This is a genomic window from Faecalibacterium sp. PGM34, assembly GCF_054456555.1.
The window spans coordinates 2,433,269-2,451,763 of record NZ_CM136898.1 but is presented as its reverse complement, the minus strand read 5'-3'; the positions used below and the strand labels follow the sequence as shown (position 1 = coordinate 2,451,763).

Below are 18,495 nucleotides of genomic sequence, written 5' to 3'. Positions count from 1 at the left end.
ACAGGGTCATTTTGGGGAATCGTCATGCGCGCTGCCGTGCCTTACGCCCGCACATCCTCCCGATGCAAAAGCAGCCATGCCAGAAGGAACATTGTCCCCAGCCAGAAGATGCAGCTGAAGGCAAACAGCCCGTAGCTGCCAGCCAGAGCATCCGCACTTTTGTTGGAGTTCATGCCCAGCTGCATCAGGGAATAGGGCCACAACAGCCCATGACCCTTGGAGCTGATAAAGATGCCGGTAATGCCGCCCAGCAGCCCCAGAAAAATGGGCACGGCAAAGCTGCGGATAATCATGGCCAGCACCAGCTGTGCGGCAATGACAGCCAACGCACCCAGCAGTCCCCGCAGTAAAAACAGCGGTAAGGTGACCGGCGGCAGCCCGGGCAGGTGGGCAAATACCTTGCCGCAGAACACGAACAGCGCAAACACAAAGCCGTGGGTCAGCAGCGCCAGCTTTGTTACTACCGCAAACTTTGCGGCAAACAGGTCCAGCGGCGGTACAGGGCTTGCCATGATAAGGTTCCAGTTGTGCCCCAGATGCTCCAGCCGCCACAAGTAGGCAGCATAGGTGGCTACCATGGCAGGGAAGAAGAGCATGGAATAAAACAGGGTGTGCTGGGTCCACAGACTATACCAGCCGTCGGTAAGGATCTCAAGATTTTGCAGATAATTGAAAGTGCCATAGGTGGCCGAAAGAATGGGCAGCACAAAGAACATTGCCCAGATGGGGGATGCGTGGAGTTTACGGTTCTCCGCAAGAATACAGCGTTTCAGCATGGTTTTATACCTCCTCGTCCTGTACCTTGCGCCACGCAAGGGCAAACAGCACAGCGCCCAGCGCAAGGGTGAAGGCCAGCAGTCCCCAGTTGAAGGAGCGGGTGCCGTAGGTGACGGTGTGGGTAGCCTTGTCCCAGTTCGCCACTTCGTAGGCGCTCAGAGGGATGTAGTACCCAAAGGGCACAAAGTAACTGGCAAGCGGCGGCATAAAAGCAGAAAACAGCCCCACCAGCGCCCCTACAATGCCCACGCAGAGCGCCGGCAGGGGGTTGCCCACCCACAGCATCAGCAGAAATTCACCAAAGAAGAGCATTGCGTCCACAGTCAGCGTGCAGACGAACAGATAGCATAGCTGCCCAGTGGGAAAGGCTTCGGTATAACCATGAACGCGCCCCAGCACCGGAACGCAGGCCAGCTCCAGCACCGTGACCAGCAGAACTTCCAGCACCCCAAAGACCGCTTTGCCTGCAAACAGGCTGCGGCGGCTCTGCAGGGTGTAGAGCAGCTTGGCGGTGTTGCCTTTGATCTCCATATCCCACAGCCGGGAGGCCAGCACTGCCATCATCACCGGCATCAGAATGGCCTCAATGACGGGCAGGCTGTAAAGCAGGGCGCTGTAACCGTTGGCAAGCTCCTCCGGGTCTGCCGGGGCAAGGCCGCCTACCCACAGCACGATAATGCCGGGGATAAGCAGGCAGAGGGCAAGGTCGTGCCGACGGTGGGCTTTTTGCAGTTCTGCATGGAAAGCTGCCATCTTACGCCACCTCCCCGCTGGTCTGAGTCAGACTGAGGAAGATGCCCTCAAGGCTCTTTGTCTGCGCAGTCAGTCCAACCACGCCCACGCCGCTTTCGGCAAGGGCACAGACCAGCGCCGCCAGCGCTTCGTCCGGCAGCGGGGGCAGCTGCAGGGTGTCCGGCTGGTCTGCCGGTGCAGCGGCTTTTACTCCCTGCTGCTGCAGGACGGCTGCGGCTTTGGGTGCGTCCAGCACCCGCAGCAGAATGCTGCCCCGGCTGTGCTTTTGCAGCTGCTGCAAGGAGCCCTCAAACAGCAGCCTGCCGTGGTTCAGGATACCCACCTGATCCACCATCTGCTCGATCTCGCCCAGCAGGTGGCTGGAGATCAGCACGGTGGCTCCAGTGGTCTGGGGCATGGAAGCGATCAGACTGCGCATCTCCTGAATGCCTGCCGGGTCCAGACCGTTGGTGGGTTCATCTAAAATCAGCAGTTTGGGGCTGCCCAGCAGCGCCATGGCAATGCCCAGCCGCTGCTTCATACCAAGGGAATACTGCCCCACCTTCCGGTCAGCGTCTTTTGTCAGGTGCACGATCTCCAGCACCCGGCTGATGTCCTTCCGGTTCACGTCCTTCAGGTCAGCCACGATGGAAAGGTTTTCCCGGGCAGTCAGGTGCAGGTAACCGGAGGGAGATTCGATCAGACTGCCGGTCTGCCGCAGCAGGGCAATGCGGTTTGCTTCGTTCAGGGTGTGCCCCAGCAGTTCCACGCTGCCACCGGTGGGGTGTACAAGCCCCAACAGCATCTTCATAGTGGTGGATTTGCCCGCACCGTTGGGGCCTAAAAAGCCGTAGACACAGCCCTCCGGGACAGTCAGATTCAAATGATCCACCACCGGACGGCCATGGTAGCTTTTGCAAAGGGCATGGGTCTCGATCACAGGTTTCATAAATGGTCTCCTTTCGCATTCATGGTTTTCGGAACGATGCCAGAATACACCCGCTGCCTTAAACTGACCGGAAACGCAGCTTAATTTACCCTTAAATTTGCAGGTGTTTTCTGCTGCGGCACAAAAAGTGTGGTATAGTAAAGGCGGGAAAGGAGAACTGCCCTTATGGATACCGTTTATGATGCAAAGCTCCTGCTTGTGGACGACAACGCCGAGCTGCTGGCACTGCTGTGTGAGCAGCTGCGGGGCGCAGGATATGGCCATATCAGAACCGCCCAAAGCTGCGCCGCTGCCCGCGCCTGCTTTGCGGCAGAACAGCCGGAGCTGATGATCCTGGATATCAATCTGCCGGATGGGGACGGCTTTTCGCTGTTCCGGGCGCTGCGGGCAAAAGCGGATGTTCCGGCGCTGTTCCTCTCCGCACGGGACGCGGATGCCGACCGTCTGTTCGGGCTGGGTCTTGGCGCAGACGACTACCTGACCAAGCCCTTTCTGATGCAGGAGCTGCTGCTGCGGGTGCAGCATATTTTGCGGCGGGCATACCGGGCAGAGCTGTCCCGTACAAAACCGGCACCTTTGCAGCTGGGGGAGCGGTGCGTAGACCTGAATGATGCCATTGTTACCCTGCCGGAGGGCAAAACACTGGCGCTGACCGCTACCGAGCTGGCGCTGCTGCGGAAATTGGCAGAAAATCGGGGACATATCGTTACCTACGATGCCCTTTGTGCGGCGGTCTGGGGCGCAGATTATTATGGCTACGAGAACAGTCTGGGTGTGCATATCCGGCATCTGCGGGAGAAGCTGGAAGCCGAACCCGGTGCGCCGCAGTTTCTGCGGACGGTGCGGGGCATCGGCTATAAGCTGACAAAGGGGGAAGAAGCATGAAAACCTTTGTGCGTCTGATCCGGCGGTATGTGCTGGCGGCGGTGGGCATTGTTCTGCTGCTGCTGTTTTCCGGTGTTGCGGTGCTGGGGTGGCTGGGCTGGCAGGAGAGCTGCCGCCGGCCGCAGCGGGAGTACTCCTCCAGCAAAATCGCAGATTCCATGGTGGAAACGGCAGAAGGGCTTGCCTTTGGGGCAGAGCGCACCCCGCAGGAGTGGATGAACGGCTACGAGTGGGCGATGGTGCTGGATGATGTGGGAAACATCCGCTGGAGCTACGGCCTGCCACAGGAACTGGATCACGCCTACACTCCCGGCGATATTGCCAAATTTGCCCGCTGGTATCTGGCAGATTACCCGGTGTTCTGCTGGACGGAACCCTACGGACTGTTCGTCATCGGGCTGCCAAAGGGGAGCCTGTGGAAGTACAGCATTTACAGCTCACCGGACTTTGCCCTGAGCATGGTGCGGGTGCTCCCGGCAGCAGCGCTGGGAATGCTGCTACTGGGTCTGGTTCTCTGCTTCTGGCTGAGCTGGCGGGGGGCAAAGCGGCTGGAGACCGTGGCAAACGGTCTGGAAGCACTGGCGCAGGGGCAGACCGTCCGGCTGCCTACCGATGGTTTTGCCGGGGAACTGGCAGAAAAGCTGAACCAGACCGGGGCGCAGCTGCAAGCCAAAAATGAGATGCTTTCCCGGCGGGACAACGCCCGCACCCAGTGGATCGCAGGGGTCAGCCATGACGTGCGCACCCCGCTGGCGCTGATTCTGGGCTGGGCGGAGCAGTTGGAACAGGATGCACTTTTGCCGGACAGCTCCCGGCAGAAAGCGACCGGCATCCGCGCCCAGTGCGAAAAGCTGCGCACCCTCATTGATGACCTGAACCTGACCAGTAAGCTGGAATACGGTGCCCAACCCCTGCGCCGGAAAGACCTCCGGGCAGGGCCGCTGTTCCGGCAGATGGTGGCGCAGTTTTGCGAAAGCCCGCTGGCAGAGCGCTGCGAGATCACGCTGGAACAGGAAGAACCGGCAGAGCAGACAGTGCTTTCGGTGGATGAGGCGCTGCTGGAACGGCTGCTGGAAAATCTGCTGAACAACAGCGTCCGGCATAACCCAAAGCCGGTGAACATTACCGTGCACACCCGGCAGGCAGGGGGGCGCTTCTGCCTGACCGTAGCGGATGACGGCATCGGCTATCCAGCTGCCGTTCTTGCGGCGCTGAACGCTGCGGAGCCTGCCGAAAATGCGCCTCATATCCTTGGCCTGTATGTAGTGCAGCAGATCGCCGCCGCCCATGGCGGCACGGCAGTGTTCGGGCAGAACACCCCCTGTGGAGCAAAAACAACGGTCTGGCTGCCCGGCCGGGCGTGAACAGGACAAAAAATGGCGCAAAAAACAGGCCGCTGCTTGCAGTTGTAGCAAACGGCGGTCTTATTGTTATGCTTCTTTGTTTTTGTCCAGCGCATCAAACTGCTGTAAGATCTGGGGGTCTTTCAGCTTGATGACCTTGCCGGAAAGGTAGTGCAGGGTGTTTTCCTCCGGCACATCCAGAAAGCTGATGCGCACAGCGCACAGCGCCTGTGTCTTGGTGCCGGTGCGCTCGTTCATCTTGCGGTTGCCGTATTTGATATCGCCCAGCACCGGCTTGCCCAGATAGGCCAGATGGGCGCGGATCTGATGGGTGCGCCCGGTGACAAGGCCGATCTTGCATAGGGCAAAGGGGCCTGCGGTGCGCAGCACGTCCACGTCCGTAATGATCTGCTTGCGGCGCTCGTCCTGCGATTGATGGGCGTGGATGCTGACCTTATTGTTCTTCTCGTCGTGCTCCCACCATGCGGTGAACCGCCCGGACTGGGGGATGCCCACCGTGATGGTGTAGTATTCCTTCTTCAACAGGTCGGTGCGGATGATCTCATTCATGTCCCGCAGGGCGGCGTAGTTCTTGGCAGCGATCACCAGCCCTTCGGTGCCGCGGTCCAGCCGGTTGCAGATGCCGGGCTTGAAGCGGTTCTCGCCGTGGGGGTCGTATTCGTCCTTCTGGGTCAGGTACTGGGTAAAGGCGTCCACCAGATTGGCATCGCCGGTGCGGTCGCTGTGGCACAGCAGGTGGGTAGGCTTGTACAGCACCGCAAGGTTTTCATCCTCGTAGATGACGGTCACCTTGGGCTGATTGGGCTGCTTTTTGGGGGCAGCCTTCTGTACCGGCTTTGCGCCCTCGGGCGGGAAAAACTCGTCGTTGATGTACAGCTCGATCAGGTCTCCCGCCTGCAAACGGTACTCCGGCGCGGCCTTTTTGCCGTTTACCTTCACCCGCTTGTTGCGGAAACTCTTGTACAGCAGGCTGGTGGGAAGATCGCGGGTCACACTCTGCACAAAGCGCGAAAGACGCACGCCGTCGTCGTTGGCGGTGGCAGTAAATTGTTTCATAAAGCTATCCTCATCGTTTTTGTCAGAATCATGCTTTTATAGTAATACAGTGCGGGCGGGAAGTCAACGCGCATTCCGGTGCAAAATCCGGGTTATTTTTGCAGAACGCTTGTGTTTGCGTCGCAAAATGGGTACTATAAGGAGAGAACATAGAAAAAAGGAGTACCGCCATGGCAGAGAATAAACGGCACAAGGGACATCGCCAGCGGATGCGGGAGCGGGTGCAGAGCTATGGGCTGGACAGTCTGGCCGAGCACGAGGCGCTGGAATATGTGCTTTACCTGACCAACGCCCAAAAGGACACCAACGGCATCGCCCATGACCTGATCGACCGGTTCGGGGATTTTGCGGCGGTGTTGGAAGCCAGCGAGGAAGAGCTGTGCACCGTAGAGGGCGTAGGCCCCTCTACCGCCCGGATGCTGCATCTGCTGCCGCAAATCAGCCGGTACTACGGCCGCAGCCGCACCAGCACCACCCGCTGCATCAAGACCACCGAGCAGATGGGCAGCTACCTGATGGCAAAGTTTGCGTGGTCGGACTACGAGCGCGCCATGCTGGTCAGTCTGGACAGCCGCAAGCGGGTGCGCGCCGCCGTCTGGCTGCGGGAGGGCACCTCCGACCGGGTAAATCTGGATATCAAGAACGTGGTGGCTGCCGCCATCAAGGGCGGCACGGATGCCGTGGTGCTCTGCCACAACCACCCCAACGGGGTGGCGCTGCCCTCGCTGGAGGACATGGACGCTACCGGCAGCATTGCCCGTGCGCTGGGGCTGGTAAATGTGCACCTGCTGGATCACTTCATCCTGACCGACACCGAGTATTTTTCCATGCGGGACGCCAACCGCCTGCCCATCTACGATTTCAAGACCGGTACGCTGTTCTGGCCGTAAAACAAAAAACTGTTTACATGATAAAATGTGCGTGCTATAATACAACTTGAAACAACAACAGATTGTGGTTATATGTACGGAAGGGAGAAAACGATGGCAGAGGAAAAATTTGAGCTGGTGTCGAACTATGCCCCCACTGGCGACCAGCCTCAGGCGATCGCGCAGCTGGTGGAGGGGGTGCAGCGGGGCGACCGCTGCCAGACTCTGCTGGGCGTGACCGGCAGCGGCAAGACCTTTACCATGGCCAACGTCATTGCCCAGTGCAACCGCCCCACGCTGGTGCTGGCGCACAACAAAACGCTGGCGGCGCAGCTGTGCACCGAGTTCCGCTCGTTTTTCCCCAACAACGCGGTGGAGTACTTCGTCAGCTACTACGACTACTACCAGCCGGAAGCCTACATCCCCAGCACCGATACCTATATTGAAAAGGACAGCGCCATCAACGATGAAATCGACCGTCTGCGCCACTCGGCTACGGCGGCGCTTTCCGAGCGGCGGGACGTTATTATTGTGGCCTCGGTGTCCTGCATCTACTCGCTGGGCGATCCCATCGACTACCGCAGCATGGTCATCAGTCTGCGCCCCGGAATGCAGATGGAGCGGGACAAGCTGTGCCAGAAGCTTGTGACGCTGCAATATGAACGCAATGATGTGAATTTTGTGCGCAATAAGTTCCGCGTCCACGGCGATATCGTGGACATCTACCTTGCCTATATGAGCGAGCTTGCCATCCGGGTGGAGTTTTTCGGAGATGAGATCGACCGCATCACCGAGTTCAATCCGCTTACCGGTGCCAAGCAGAATGTGGTCAAGCACGTGGCCATCTTCCCGGCCAGCCACTACATCGTCAGCGCCGAGAAGAAGGCCGCTGCGCTGGAAAAGATCCGCGCCGAGTGCGACGCGCAGGTCAAGCAGTTCACCGCCGAGGGCAAGCTCATCGAAGCACAGCGCATTGCCCAGCGCACCAACTACGATATCGAGATGCTGAACGAGGTGGGCATCTGCAAGGGCATCGAGAACTATTCGGCGGTGCTGTCCGGCCGCGCGCCGGGCAGTATGCCCACCACCTTGCTGGATTATTTCCCGGAGGACTTTCTGCTCTTCGTGGACGAGAGCCATGTCACCCTGCCGCAGGTGCGCGCCATGTACGGCGGCGACTACGCCCGCAAAAAAACGTTGGTGGAATACGGCTTCCGTCTGCCGTCCGCCTTTGATAACCGCCCCCTGAAATTTGAGGAGGTGGAGTCCAAGCTCAACCAGATGATCTTTGTCTCCGCCACCCCCGGCGAGTACGAGCGCCGGAACAGTTCGCAGGTGGCGCAGCAGGTCATCCGCCCCACCGGCCTTCTGGACCCGCTGATCTCGGTGCGCCCGGTGGAAGGGCAGGTGGTGGATCTGTTGGGCGAGATCAACACCCGCATCCAGCGGCAGGAGCGAGTACTGGTGACCACCTTGACCAAAAAGATGGCCGAGGATCTCACCGATTACCTTACCGAGCAGGGAATCAAGGTCAAGTATATGCACCACGAGGTGGATACCTTCGAGCGCATGGAGATCATCAAGGATCTGCGTCTGGGCAGCATCGACGTGGTGGTGGGCATCAACCTGCTGCGCGAGGGTCTGGATCTGCCGGAGGTGAGCCTTGTGGCCATTCTGGACGCCGACAAGGAGGGCTTTCTGCGCAGCGAGACCAGCCTGATCCAGACCATCGGTCGCGCCGCCCGCAACGCGGAGGGAATGGTCATCATGTACGCCGATGTGGTGACCGACAGCATGGAGCGTGCCATCACCGAAACCGAGCGCCGCCGCGCCATCCAGATGGCCTATAATGAGGAACACGGCATCGTGCCCAAGACCATCGTCAAGGCCATTGCAGACAGCATCGAGATCAGCGATAAGGCCGAAAACGCCAAGCGCAACACCCGCCGCATGGGCAAGATGGAGCGGGAAGCTGCCATCGAGCGCCTGACCCGGGAGATGAAGGAAGCTGCAAAGCTGCTGGAATTTGAGCACGCAGCCTTCCTGCGGGATCAGATCGACCGCCTGCGCCGGGGCGAGAACCCCACCGTGGATTCCGCCGCCGAGAACGAGCGCAAGCAGAACCATGCACAGACACAACGAAAAGGGAGAAAATACCTTGGCAAACGATAAGATCATCATCAAGGGTGCCCGTGAGCACAACCTGAAAAATATCAATCTGACCCTCCCGCGGGAAAAGCTGATCGTCATGACCGGCCTTTCCGGCTCGGGTAAGTCCAGTCTGGCCTTCGACACCATCTACGCGGACGGCCAGCGCCGCTATGTGGAAAGCCTTTCCAGCTACGCCCGGATGTTTCTGGGACGGATGGATAAGCCGGATGTGGACGAAATCACCGGCCTTTCACCGGCCATCTCTATCGACCAAAAGACCACCAGCCACAACCCCCGCTCCACCGTGGGCACCGTGACCGAGATCTACGATTATCTGCGCCTGCTGTACGCCCGCATCGGCGTGCCGCACTGTCCGGTTTGCGGGCGGGTCATCAGCCAGCAGACCGTGGACGAGATGGTGGACGCCGTCCTCAAGCTGGAGGAGGGCACAAAGTTCCAAATCTTAGCCCCGGTGGTGCGTCAGCGCAAGGGCACCCAGCAGAAGGAACTGGACGCTGCTCGCCGCGCCGGCTATGCCCGCGTGAAAATCGACGGAAATCTATATGATCTGGACGAGGAGATCAGTCTGGAAAAGAACATCAAGCATACGGTGGAGATCGTGGTGGACCGCCTTGCCCTGCGCAAGGGCATCCGCAGCCGTCTGGCGGATTCGCTGGAAACGGCGCTGGCGCTCACTGGCGGCGTAGCCGAGGTGGACGTCATCGGCGGCGAGTGCATGACCTTCAGCCAGAACTTTGCCTGCCCGGAGCACGGCATCTCCATCAGTGACCTGTCACCCCGGCTCTTCTCCTTCAATAACCCGCTGGGTGCCTGCGAAAAATGCACCGGCCTTGGCACCTTTATGCGGGTGGACGAGGATCGCATTCTGCCCAACCGCAGCCTTTCCATCCGGGAGGGAGCCATCAAGGCCAGCGGCTGGTACTACGCCGAGGGCTCTGTGAGCGAGATGTACTACCTTGGCCTTGGTAAAAAATACGGCTTTACGCTGGATACGCCCATCAAGGAGATGAGCACCGAGGCGGTGAACGCCCTGCTCTACGGCACCAACGGCGAAAAAATCGAGATGCACCGTACCAACGAGTTCGGCAGCGGAGTGTACTACAACAGCTTCGAGGGCATCGTAGAAAATCTGGAACGCCGCTTCCGCGAGACCAACAGCGAGTGGATGAAGGAAGAGATCGGCAGCTTTATGTCCGGCGTGGAATGCCCGGACTGCCACGGCCAGCGCCTGAAGCCGGTGGTGCTTGCCGTGACCATCGGGGACAAGAACATCAGCCAGTTCTGTGAGATGTCCATCCGGGACGAGCTGGAATTTATCAAACAAAACGAGCCAAACCTCACCGAAAAGCAGCAGCAGATCGGCGGTCAGATCATGAAGGAGATCAAGAACCGCCTGCAATTTTTGCAGAGCGTGGGTCTGGATTACCTTACACTTGCCCGGGCGGCAGGCACACTGTCCGGCGGCGAGAGCCAGCGCATCCGCCTGACCACCCAGATCGGCAGCGCCCTGTCCGGCGTGCTCTATGTGCTGGACGAGCCTTCCATCGGCCTGCATCAGCGGGACAACGATAAGCTCATCGCCACCCTGAAAAACCTGCGGGATCTGGGTAACACGGTCATCGTGGTCGAGCACGACGAGGACACCATGCGCAGCGCGGATTATATCGTGGACGTAGGCCCCGGTGCCGGTGTGCACGGCGGCGAGATCGTAGCCGCAGGCAGCGTAAAGGATATCTGCAAGGCCAAGCGCAGCATTACCGGCGACTACCTTTCCGGCCGCAAGCGCATTGCCGTGCCCCAGACCCGCCGCACCGGCAACGGCCACTGCCTGACTGTAAAGGGCGCGCGGGAAAATAACCTGCGCAACATCGACGTCAGCTTCCCGCTGGGGGAATTCATCTGTGTCACCGGTATTTCCGGCTCGGGTAAGTCCAGCCTCATCAACGAGATCCTGTACAAAACGCTGGCCAGCGAGCTGAACGGTGCCCGCTCCCGCGCCGGCAAGTGTGATGGGGTAGAGGGGCTGGAATTTGTGGATAAGGTCATCGGCATCGACCAGCAGCCCATCGGCCGCACCCCGCGCTCTAACCCCGCCACCTACACCGGCGTGTTCAACGATATCCGCACCGTGTTCTCCCAGACGCAGGACGCCAAGATGCGCGGCTACGGTCCGGGGCGGTTCAGCTTCAACGTTAAGGGCGGCCGCTGCGAAGCCTGCGAGGGCAACGGCATCTTGCAGATCGAAATGCACTTTTTGCCGGACGTCTATGTGCCCTGCGAGGTGTGCAAGGGCGCACGTTACAACCGCGAAACACTGGAAGTAAAGTATAAGGAAAAGACCATTGCGGACGTGCTGAACATGACCGTGGAGGAAGCGGTGGTGTTCTTTGCCAACCAGCCCAAGATCGCCCGCAAGCTGCAAACGCTGCTGGACGTGGGTCTTGGCTATGTCACCCTTGGGCAGAGCGCCACCACCCTGTCCGGCGGCGAGGCGCAGCGCGTAAAGCTGGCCAACGAGCTTGCCCGCCGCGGCACTGGCAAAACGGTGTATATTCTGGACGAGCCCACCACCGGCCTGCATATTGCAGACGTGCACCGCCTGATCGAGGTGCTGCAAAAGCTGGTGGACGTGGGCAATACGGTCATCGTCATCGAGCACAATCTGGATCTCATCAAGTGTGCCGACCATATCATCGACCTTGGCCCGGAGGGCGGCAGCGCCGGTGGCGAGATCGTGGCCGAGGGTACCCCGGAGCAGGTAGTCGCCGTGCCCGGCAGCTTTACCGGCCAGTACCTGCGCCCGCTGCTGGAACGCGACCGCGCGCAGTGCGCCGCAGAAGCGGAAAAGCACTGACAAAAACAGCAAAAACGAAAAAGCGCGTATCCGTGTAAAAATCAGACTTTTCTCAGAAAAAACCAAAAATAATTGAAAAATCTGTTGACAAAACGGCCTTGCCTGAGTATAATATCTCTTGTCGCCACGCTTCGGTAGGGAAGCGGCGGTCGATATCCGGGTGTAGCGCAGTTTTGGTAGCGCGCTTGAATGGGGTTCAAGAGGCCGTGAGTTCGATTCTCGCCACTCGGACCATTTGCTTCTCAGTCGAACAGCCTTCGGGCTGGCTCGACTGAGGAGCTTTTTTCATTTTTCCACAATCTTCTTCGGAAATGTTGAAATAGATGGTCAGTTCCGCGTTGCTCACCTCGATCTTGCTGACAAAGGTATCGATCAGGCGGCGGCGGTATGCCTTGGTTTTCTCGCTGGGGGCAATGAGAAACTGTTCCAACAGGTACAGAACTTCTTCCTTGGAGAAGACCGGGAACTTCGGTTCAGATTCCAGCGACGACAGCTGATAGGACAGCGTGTCTGCCTGCTGTTCCAGTTCGGCAAGGCGGTTGGTCAGCATAGCCCCGGCGGTGCCGTTCTCCAAAGCGGCCAGCAGATTCTTTGCCTTACGCTGCACATCGGCAAGCTCGTGCTGCAATGCTTCCTTCTCCGGGTTGGGCTGGTTCAGCTCGGCGGTCTGGGCTTCGATCACACTGTCTGCAATGCGATCCATCACGTCCGGCTGCAACACGTCGTTACAGACGGTGCGGATCACCAGACCTTCCAGCTCGTCCTTCGGAATGTTCCGGCGGTGGCAGTCCTTGCACGGACAGTTGTAGTAGAAGTACACCTCGCCGTTGCTGCTGTGGCCGGACACGCCCTTCATGGCAGTGCCGCACTCGCCGCAAAACAGCTTGCCGGACAGGATGTAGTCCGCGCGGTCATTGCGCGGGGAACGGCTCTGGCGGTTACGAATAAACATCTTCTGCGCCCTCTCCCATAGATCGTCGTCAATAATGGCCGGTACTGCGCCCTCAATGCGCACGTCAAACTTGGGGCTGACATACACGCCCCGATACACCTCGTTCTGGATGATGCGCACCACGCTGGATTTATTGAACGGGTTGCCCCGGCTGGTGCGCAAGCCCTGTTCATTCAGGTGTGCAACGATAGCAGAGGATGCAGCCCCGGCGGCGTACTGCTCAAAGATATACCGCACAGCGGCAGCCCCGGCGGGGTCGATGATATACTTCTTGTCCTTGTCCACGGTAAGGCCAAGGGGGCGGGAACTGCCAATAGCCTTGCCCTTCAAGGCGCTTTCCCGCATACCGCGCCGCACCTTCTCGGCCAGTTCGGCGGAGTAGTATTCCGCAAGGGCTTCCATCAAGCCCTCCACAATGATACCGCCGGAACCTTCAACGTTGGCTTCTGCGGCATAGAGCAGCTCCACGCCGTTGTCGCGGAGCTTCTTTTTATAGATGATGCTGTCATACCGGGAGCGGGCAATGCGGTCTGTTTTCCAGCAGATCACATAGTCGAACATCCCTTTCCCGGCATCGGCAATCATCTTCTGGAACTCCGGGCGGTCGTCCGTCTTGCCGGAGATATGCCGGTCAATGTATTCGTGCAGAATGACCATGCCGTGGATACGGGCGTAGGTCTCGCAGTCCCGGCGCTGGCCCTCAATGGACTGCTCCGTTTGATGACTGCCGCCGGAGTAGCGATAGTATGCCACCAGACGCCGACCGCCTACCTCTTGGGGTTTCTTTTTGTGAGGCATAAATACCACCTTTCAGAAAATTAGAATGTTTCCACAGCTGAAAAGTTGAATACCTGAGTATCGTCTAACAACCTGCGCTTTAGACGAAAGACGCAGGTTGTTAGACGAAAACAGAACGAAACGAAATATAAGCACTACTTACCAGAACGAAGTTTTTGTTTTTGGACGATCTCAATACAGGAAAAAACAGGAAGAATGCGAATGCCTGCATAAATCACTGCAAGCCAAAGGGGCTGTGCATAGAAAACAAGGTACAGAAAAACGAGAATGGGCAGAACGCCATAGCGAAGGCAGTAGCCAACAACACCAAACCATGTTTCAGGGACAAAATATTCAGGGTCGAACATTCTCTGAAAAAGGGTAGGCCCCGGATCAGGAGCAACAGAGAAACTATGATACGAAGAATAATCGGCGGAAGGTGAATCGACATCGTAATCTTCATAAGAATCATCGTAATCGTAATCCGTATACAAATAGTCAGATTTCTTCTTACTGGAACCGCCAATCTTACCGGTATAACTTAAACCGGTTCCAGGCGCAGAAACACGGTAGCTGGAACCGCGCTTGGAGTTGACCGTAACGCCGCCGTGTTTTCCGCCGAAGCTGATGCTTGTGCTTTTCTTGTTCAAGTTCAGTTTCACACCGGGAGCGATCTTAATACTTTTGCGAAAACGTAAACCCATAAAGACACCTCACATTCATTATATGCATACACGAAAAAGCCTACCGGGCCTGTCCCCCGGTGGGCTTTTTCTTTTTGCGCGGATTTACTGGTGATTCTTCAGCCACTCAGAAGCGGCACGTTGAAGAACTAACCGGCGGTAGTACACGATTCGCTCTCCGGCGGCTCGTTCTTTTCCCGAAGGGCTTTGAACTCGTCGCTCTCGGCAATGCGCCGGGCTTCCTTATCGGGTATTGCTGTGCTCTGGGATGCGGATTCTGCGGAACGGTCAAAAACGTTATGTACATACTTCAGGATCACGTCCCGTTCCTGCGGGTCCAGATCAAGGAACGCTTCAATTACGGAACGCTGCTCCCTGCTCAGATCGTATTCCGTGGACAGCCGATCCAGCACGCTTGCCTGGGTCTGCTCAAACATTTCGCCCTCACCAGTGCGGAGCCACTGTTCGTTTACACCGAACTCCCGGCAGATAAGAGTAATAGTCTGAACGGATGGATTGTTCTTACCGCTTTCCAAAAGACTAATGGACGCTTTGCCTATGCCAATGCGGGAACCAAACTTCTCCATACTAAGTCCAAAATGCTCTCGAACCTCCCGGATTCTATCTTTCATACTTTTGTTTCACCTCCTTTACCATAATAATAGCACGGTGCGTTAATTAAGTCAACGAAAAAAGAAGAAAAAGGGGTTGACAATGATAGTTTGATAAACTATAATGAACTCGTAAAGTTAACTTAACGAACACAAGAGCAACAGAAAGGGGGTGAACCGAATATGAAAGAACCGAAGACCAGACCGCAGCGCGACTTGGACGATGAAACCATGAAAGCCCTTGCCAATGACATTCTCGCAAAATGTCAGGAGCAAGAGCTTTCATACAATGAAATGCGGACGCTGATCTGTATGCTGTCCGGCAGGCTGGAAAGTGCCAGAATGGATTTGGAACAAGAAGCACTTTCAAAGCTGGTGGAGTTTACACCTTTTTAAGAGCGTCGAGAGCATCGTCAAGTTTACCGGAATCCATAGAGCTGTAAAGCCTGACATACCCGATAAAGGAATCCAGAAAACTTGCAGCGGGGTTTCCGGTGGATGGGAAGCCGTTCCTGAAATCCACCAAAGCACAATGCATGGACAGGTCGTAAACCAGTTTTTGACGGTCGGTCATATAGAACACCTCCTTCCTATTCTATATGAACCGATTATAGCACGGTGGGAAGGAGCGGACAACAAAGGAGCGTGAGAAAGAATGAGCGAGAAGGACAAGAGCCAGAGTAAGGAAATGGCCGAACTGCTGGCAGAGAACCCGGAAGCAGCAACCTATATCGCAGGCGTGGTTCAGGGCATGAAGCTGGCAAAGGCTGGTGCACAGGCACCGGAAGACAAGAAGGAGAGTGAACCGGCATGAGGAACTTTATTATGTGGTTATACGGCGTGGATGCCGCCCAGGCAGCCGCACGGGAACCGGTTGTATGGTTCGCACTGATCGTAACCATTGCCGCACTGCTGACATGGGGCTGGTGCAGCATCAGATACACCACGAAGCTGGAACAGAAGGTGAACCTGCTGGAAGAGCGTGTCCGGCGGTATCGCTGGGAGTGCGAACGCTTAGAGCTGGAAAAGCAGCTGAAGCGGGAGCGTGCAAGATGATGGGCGCGGCGGCGGTGGCGGTCGTGGTGGTGTGTGCGGCGATGTACACCATCTTTGAAGTGATAGAGCGCAGGAAGCGCAAAAAGTTTGCGGAGGATATCCGGCGCTACATCCAGAACCACAAGGGGGAATGGACTGGTGATAATCAAGACCTGCGTTGACTGCGGGGCGGTGATCCTTTCAAATAACGTCACCGCCCGGCGGTGCCCCGTTTGCGCAGAGCGATTTGCGGAACGGGTACGCAAGAAGTATAAGAACCCGCCCGCTGATCCACTGACCGCCGATGTGCGCAAGGCGGACGCGGCGGGCAAGTCATACGGGTACTGGCGATTGGATGAACTGCTGAAAGAGCAGAAGGCCCGGGAAGAGCTGGATAATCTGATCGAGAGGAACAGGGAGCGGAGGGAGCGGAAGGAACATGAACAACAGCAAGAAAAGGCATGACGGCGGGGCGTACCGCCGGTTCGACACGCTGACCACGCTGTACTGTCGCCCGTGCAAAGACCGCCGGAAGTCCCGGCAGACGCAGCAGCACAAGCAGAAGAAAGGGCGAAAAGCGAAATGAACCTGATTATTCTGGTGGCCGTTCTGGCGGGAACGCTGGTTCTGGCAGTCATCCTGACAGCACTGCTGTACTGGGTCAAAGTAATAACGGAGTTTGGCGTGGGTGTGGTGGCGTTGGTATGGCTGATCCTACTGCTGGGCGGCGTGCTGATCGGCGGCAGAGACCAACGAGATTAACCGCAAAGGTCTGGGCGCACCGGATCACGCCCACCATGCAGCCGGAAACGTGGGGACGCAGACGGCTGCCCCGGCTATTCCGACAGTCGGGGGTCCTACCTACTGAGGACTGAAAGAATACATAGGGCGGCCCGCATGGGTGGGCGGCAGCCTGTCAAGCCGCCCGTTTTATGGAGTATGCAGGCGCGTCCGGGGGTGTAGCCCCGGAACCGGTTCAACCCCGGAATGCTCCACCAGACCGAATAAAATATCAAAAAGGAGGTTAAAGACGTGAGAATTGACCGCGTGAAACTGATTGCCGAAATGGCAAAGCAGAACATCGGCGTTGCGGAATTGGCTGAAAAAGCAGGAGTTTCCCGTGTGACGGTGACTTCCCTGCGCGGTGGGAAAAGCTGTAGTGAAAATTCGGTTCGATGCATTGCGGCGGCGCTGGGCGTAACCGTGGAAGACCTGCAAGCGGGAGAAACACACGATGCGCCAAAAGCTGAATGCGGAAAGGAGCCGGAGGAACCGTGGGTTGAAGCGTGGTACACCGGCGAAAAGTGGGCTGATGGAACCGAAGTGGCGAGAGTAACAATACATGGAAACATCGCGCGGGTGATAAACTTGATCGCTACGCTTGCAACTGAGTTGATAGAAACGCACGCAAGCCAGAAAGCGGATAAGCAAGCCACAATTGACGACGATACGGAACGTTTAATAGCAGCAATCAGGAAAAATGCAAAAACCATTTCCGCAAAGTTCGCCACTGAAGGCAAAGATAAAACCAAAAGAATGGTTTCGTGAAAGGAGACTGTGTTATGAGCAAAGCAATTGCAAAACTGACCATCAAGATGATGTCTGCGGATGATGTTCACGTGACCCAGAGGGGCGAAGATGCAGAAGCACTTTTTATGGCGGCTACTGCGGTCGCAACCATCATCCTGAACTCTAGCAACGGTAGCCGCACAAAAGCGGATGTCTTTGCGAGGACGGCAAAGGTCGTAATTGACGGCTTAATCAATGATGCCTTTGAGCAGAATGATTTTGCCGCTGCACATTCTGATCCCGCCGCCCCGGCGGAAAAGCAGGACGACCCCGCCGCCGCCCGGACAGGTGACGTAGACAGCATGATGGAGAAAATTATTGCAGATGCAATGAAGCAGGCAAAGGAAAATCCGGGTCAGGCGCAGGGCGTGATGTTCAAGGTCCCGGCAGGTGATATGCCCATGGAAGAAGTGGTAAAGCACATCATCAGTGCGGTGGACAAGCAGGCACGGAAAGACAAGAACGGGGGCTGAACCTATGAGCGTGAAAGTAACCGGCGTTGTTGCTGTCCCTCTGCTGCATATCCTGCGGGAGTTTGCCGCAACGGCAGACCTGACCGGGAAGCCCACCAGATACCCGGAAGGCGCTGCACAGTTTGCGGCGCGGAAGGAACGGAAAGCCGATGACGACGATCGATCCTGAACACGGCACGCGGGAATGGTCAGAAGACCCGGTGGGCGACCTGATGAAAATGTATCAGACGATCAAAGATGCGTTTGAGAAAATCACAGAGGACGTCAAGCGATTCTATGAAAGACTGGACGACCTGACACATACGCTTTTACCGCCGGAAAAACCGGGATGGGCTGTTCACAACAAGCGACGTTACCGGACACGCAGGATTCAACCAAAGCTTCACTTGAACACAGTGCCGCTGGGTACTGATACTTATTTATATAAAGCAAAAGAAATGAAAAATCTTGCGAGGTCCACAAAGACCAATCCAGCCCCGAAGAAGGGCGAACAGAAGAGTGAACAGTGTCAACATACGTTCCGTATCACGTCGCAGCGGTGCGCGCCATGCGATGGGTACAACAAGGAATGCGAAGAATATAGTGTGACACACCAAAAAACAAACTGAATGCAACCGCCCGGCCAGAGTTTTCAGCAGATAAGAAGCAGTTGTCATGTGTGAAGACCGGGCGGTTTTTTATATGGCGCAGGGTGTGCCCGCAGCACGCTGGGAGCGGGGTCGAACCCCGCCTGCGCC

At 57.2% G+C, this 18,495-nt stretch carries 23 protein-coding genes and 1 tRNA gene; 16 read left to right on the top strand and 8 right to left on the bottom strand.

Annotation, left to right across the window (positions count from 1 at the left end):
• Positions 1–41 precede the first annotated feature (41 nt).
• The 3 genes from ACXPUX_RS11855 to ACXPUX_RS11845 are packed head-to-tail and all read right to left on the bottom strand — an operon-like array spanning position 42 to position 2,458.
• Positions 42–776, bottom strand: coding sequence for an ABC transporter permease (locus tag ACXPUX_RS11855; protein WP_458828478.1), 735 nt, complete (start codon positions 774–776; stop codon positions 42–44).
• 4 nt (positions 777–780) lie between these two features.
• A complete protein-coding gene (locus ACXPUX_RS11850; RefSeq protein ID WP_458828477.1) occupies positions 781–1,530 on the bottom strand; it encodes an ABC transporter permease in 750 nt (249 codons plus the stop codon).
• A gap of 1 nt (position 1,531) precedes the next feature.
• Entirely contained in the window at positions 1,532–2,458 is a 927-nt protein-coding gene (locus tag ACXPUX_RS11845; protein ID WP_458828476.1) for an ABC transporter ATP-binding protein, read from the bottom strand.
• 165 nt (positions 2,459–2,623) lie between these two features.
• Between ACXPUX_RS11845 and ACXPUX_RS11840 the strand changes: the two genes are divergently transcribed.
• Positions 2,624–3,343: a response regulator transcription factor gene (locus tag ACXPUX_RS11840; protein WP_458828475.1), complete on the top strand. Its 720-nt coding sequence runs from the start codon at positions 2,624–2,626 to the stop codon at positions 3,341–3,343.
• Positions 3,340–4,707: a sensor histidine kinase gene (locus ACXPUX_RS11835; RefSeq protein ID WP_458828474.1), complete on the top strand. Its 1,368-nt coding sequence runs from the start codon at positions 3,340–3,342 to the stop codon at positions 4,705–4,707. The genes ACXPUX_RS11840 and ACXPUX_RS11835 overlap by 4 nt, the downstream gene beginning before the upstream one ends.
• A 66-nt stretch (positions 4,708–4,773) precedes the next feature.
• Here ACXPUX_RS11835 and ACXPUX_RS11830 read toward each other — a convergent pair whose 3' ends face one another.
• Positions 4,774–5,763, bottom strand: a complete 990-nt coding sequence (locus tag ACXPUX_RS11830; protein WP_458828472.1) for a pseudouridine synthase — start codon at positions 5,761–5,763, stop codon at positions 4,774–4,776.
• Between the two features lie 170 nt (positions 5,764–5,933).
• Here ACXPUX_RS11830 and ACXPUX_RS11825 point away from each other — a divergent pair, with 170 nt between their 5' ends.
• The 4 genes from ACXPUX_RS11825 to ACXPUX_RS11810 all read left to right on the top strand — a co-directional run bounded on the left by ACXPUX_RS11825 (position 5,934) and on the right by ACXPUX_RS11810 (position 11,892).
• Positions 5,934–6,653: a JAB domain-containing protein gene (locus tag ACXPUX_RS11825; protein ID WP_458828471.1), complete on the top strand. Its 720-nt coding sequence runs from the start codon at positions 5,934–5,936 to the stop codon at positions 6,651–6,653.
• A 93-nt stretch (positions 6,654–6,746) separates the two neighbouring features.
• Positions 6,747–8,804, top strand: coding sequence for an excinuclease ABC subunit UvrB (uvrB, locus tag ACXPUX_RS11820; protein WP_458828470.1), 2,058 nt, complete (start codon positions 6,747–6,749; stop codon positions 8,802–8,804).
• Positions 8,791–11,658: an excinuclease ABC subunit UvrA gene (uvrA, locus tag ACXPUX_RS11815; protein WP_458828469.1), complete on the top strand. Its 2,868-nt coding sequence runs from the start codon at positions 8,791–8,793 to the stop codon at positions 11,656–11,658. The genes uvrB and uvrA overlap by 14 nt, the downstream gene beginning before the upstream one ends.
• Before the next feature lie 156 nt (positions 11,659–11,814).
• Positions 11,815–11,892: transfer RNA gene (locus ACXPUX_RS11810), tRNA-Pro, on the top strand.
• On the opposite strand, the gene ACXPUX_RS11805 is transcribed toward ACXPUX_RS11810, so the two are convergent.
• The 3 genes from ACXPUX_RS11805 to ACXPUX_RS11795 all read right to left on the bottom strand — a co-directional run bounded on the left by ACXPUX_RS11805 (position 11,855) and on the right by ACXPUX_RS11795 (position 14,702).
• On the bottom strand, positions 11,855–13,363 hold the full coding sequence (locus tag ACXPUX_RS11805) for a recombinase family protein (protein ID WP_458828468.1): 1,509 nt from the start codon (positions 13,361–13,363) through the stop codon (positions 11,855–11,857). The genes ACXPUX_RS11810 and ACXPUX_RS11805 overlap by 38 nt on opposite strands.
• Before the next feature lie 179 nt (positions 13,364–13,542).
• On the bottom strand, positions 13,543–14,091 hold the full coding sequence (locus ACXPUX_RS11800) for a DUF4236 domain-containing protein (RefSeq protein ID WP_458828467.1): 549 nt from the start codon (positions 14,089–14,091) through the stop codon (positions 13,543–13,545).
• A gap of 128 nt (positions 14,092–14,219) precedes the next feature.
• A complete protein-coding gene (locus ACXPUX_RS11795; RefSeq protein WP_458828466.1) occupies positions 14,220–14,702 on the bottom strand; it encodes a helix-turn-helix domain-containing protein in 483 nt (160 codons plus the stop codon).
• Between the two features lie 162 nt (positions 14,703–14,864).
• Here ACXPUX_RS11795 and ACXPUX_RS11790 point away from each other — a divergent pair, with 162 nt between their 5' ends.
• Positions 14,865–15,077 carry a hypothetical protein gene (locus ACXPUX_RS11790; RefSeq protein WP_458828465.1) on the top strand — a complete coding sequence of 71 codons (213 nt, stop codon included), beginning with the start codon at positions 14,865–14,867 and terminating at the stop codon, positions 15,075–15,077.
• On the opposite strand, the gene ACXPUX_RS11785 is transcribed toward ACXPUX_RS11790, so the two are convergent.
• Positions 15,064–15,255: a hypothetical protein gene (locus tag ACXPUX_RS11785; RefSeq protein ID WP_458828464.1), complete on the bottom strand. Its 192-nt coding sequence runs from the start codon at positions 15,253–15,255 to the stop codon at positions 15,064–15,066. The genes ACXPUX_RS11790 and ACXPUX_RS11785 overlap by 14 nt on opposite strands.
• 81 nt (positions 15,256–15,336) lie before the next feature.
• Between ACXPUX_RS11785 and ACXPUX_RS11780 the strand changes: the two genes are divergently transcribed.
• The 9 genes from ACXPUX_RS11780 to ACXPUX_RS11740 all read left to right on the top strand — a co-directional run bounded on the left by ACXPUX_RS11780 (position 15,337) and on the right by ACXPUX_RS11740 (position 18,366).
• The gene (locus ACXPUX_RS11780) at positions 15,337–15,495 is read left to right on the top strand and encodes a hypothetical protein (RefSeq protein WP_015538234.1); all 159 of its coding nucleotides are present in this window, start codon (positions 15,337–15,339) and stop codon (positions 15,493–15,495) included.
• Positions 15,496–15,506: 11 nt separating this feature from the next.
• Positions 15,507–15,737, top strand: coding sequence for a hypothetical protein (locus ACXPUX_RS11775; protein ID WP_458828463.1), 231 nt, complete (start codon positions 15,507–15,509; stop codon positions 15,735–15,737).
• A complete protein-coding gene (locus ACXPUX_RS11770; protein ID WP_154251985.1) occupies positions 15,734–15,898 on the top strand; it encodes a hypothetical protein in 165 nt (54 codons plus the stop codon). Before ACXPUX_RS11775 ends, ACXPUX_RS11770 begins: the two co-directional genes overlap by 4 nt.
• Positions 15,876–16,181: a hypothetical protein gene (locus ACXPUX_RS11765; protein ID WP_458828462.1), complete on the top strand. Its 306-nt coding sequence runs from the start codon at positions 15,876–15,878 to the stop codon at positions 16,179–16,181. Before ACXPUX_RS11770 ends, ACXPUX_RS11765 begins: the two co-directional genes overlap by 23 nt.
• A 117-nt stretch (positions 16,182–16,298) precedes the next feature.
• Complete coding sequence (locus ACXPUX_RS11760; protein WP_458828461.1) at positions 16,299–16,478, top strand: hypothetical protein; 180 nt, start codon at positions 16,299–16,301, stop codon at positions 16,476–16,478.
• A gap of 270 nt (positions 16,479–16,748) precedes the next feature.
• Positions 16,749–17,264: a helix-turn-helix domain-containing protein gene (locus tag ACXPUX_RS11755; RefSeq protein ID WP_458828460.1), complete on the top strand. Its 516-nt coding sequence runs from the start codon at positions 16,749–16,751 to the stop codon at positions 17,262–17,264.
• Between the two features lie 14 nt (positions 17,265–17,278).
• On the top strand, positions 17,279–17,758 hold the full coding sequence (locus ACXPUX_RS11750) for a hypothetical protein (protein WP_458828459.1): 480 nt from the start codon (positions 17,279–17,281) through the stop codon (positions 17,756–17,758).
• Positions 17,759–17,762: 4 nt separating this feature from the next.
• Positions 17,763–17,927, top strand: coding sequence for a hypothetical protein (locus ACXPUX_RS11745; protein WP_458828458.1), 165 nt, complete (start codon positions 17,763–17,765; stop codon positions 17,925–17,927).
• Positions 17,908–18,366: a hypothetical protein gene (locus ACXPUX_RS11740; RefSeq protein ID WP_458828457.1), complete on the top strand. Its 459-nt coding sequence runs from the start codon at positions 17,908–17,910 to the stop codon at positions 18,364–18,366. Before ACXPUX_RS11745 ends, ACXPUX_RS11740 begins: the two co-directional genes overlap by 20 nt.
• Positions 18,367–18,495 lie beyond the last annotated feature (129 nt).